This is a genomic window from Lactobacillus sp. UMNPBX19, assembly GCF_002553805.1.
In the GTDB taxonomy this organism is placed as follows: domain Bacteria; phylum Bacillota; class Bacilli; order Lactobacillales; family Lactobacillaceae; genus Lactobacillus.
This window is the reverse complement of sequence record NZ_PCYR01000095.1, coordinates 1-500: the sequence shown is the minus strand read 5'-3', so window position 1 is coordinate 500 and position 500 is coordinate 1. Positions and strand designations below refer to the sequence as shown.

The 500-nt window shown below is 38.8% G+C and carries 1 protein-coding gene; it reads right to left on the bottom strand.

Translation table 11 applies throughout. The annotated features are described in order from the left end of the window. Positions 1 to 260: thioredoxin family protein (locus CP370_RS09230; RefSeq protein ID WP_098046678.1), on the bottom strand; the 260-nt coding region annotated here is incomplete at its 3' end. Between the last annotated feature and the right edge of the window lie 240 nt (positions 261 to 500).

Below are 500 nucleotides of genomic sequence, written 5' to 3'. Positions count from 1 at the left end.
TTGCCATCCTCAAAAAGAACAAAAGCAGGAATACCCATCAATCCTTGTTCTTGCGCAATGGCTAAGTTTGCATCACGGTCAGCATCAAACCAGTTAATACCTGCAGAAGTGACACTTTTTTTAATATCTTTAACTAAAGGCTTGATAGCTTTGCAGTCACCACACCAATCAGCTTGCAAGAACATCACTTGCTTACCAGGCTTTGCGATTTCTTGGCGAATTGTTTCATCATCATTTAACTCTGGTTGATAAAATTCCATGTTCATGCCCTCTTTCACTTATTTATAGTAAGAATATCAACTATCTATTCATTAGTCAATGATAGCCTCTTTGAGTATGAACGATTAACCACCAAATCGCAACCAATTTAAATAACTAAACCTCACGCAATCGTAGATCTTGTACTCGTGTTTGCCCAATAACACGTAGGAAACGATAATAGAACCAAGCAAGCACCGCTGGGATCGCAACCCCGAAGACAATCAACAAAATTAAGCCTT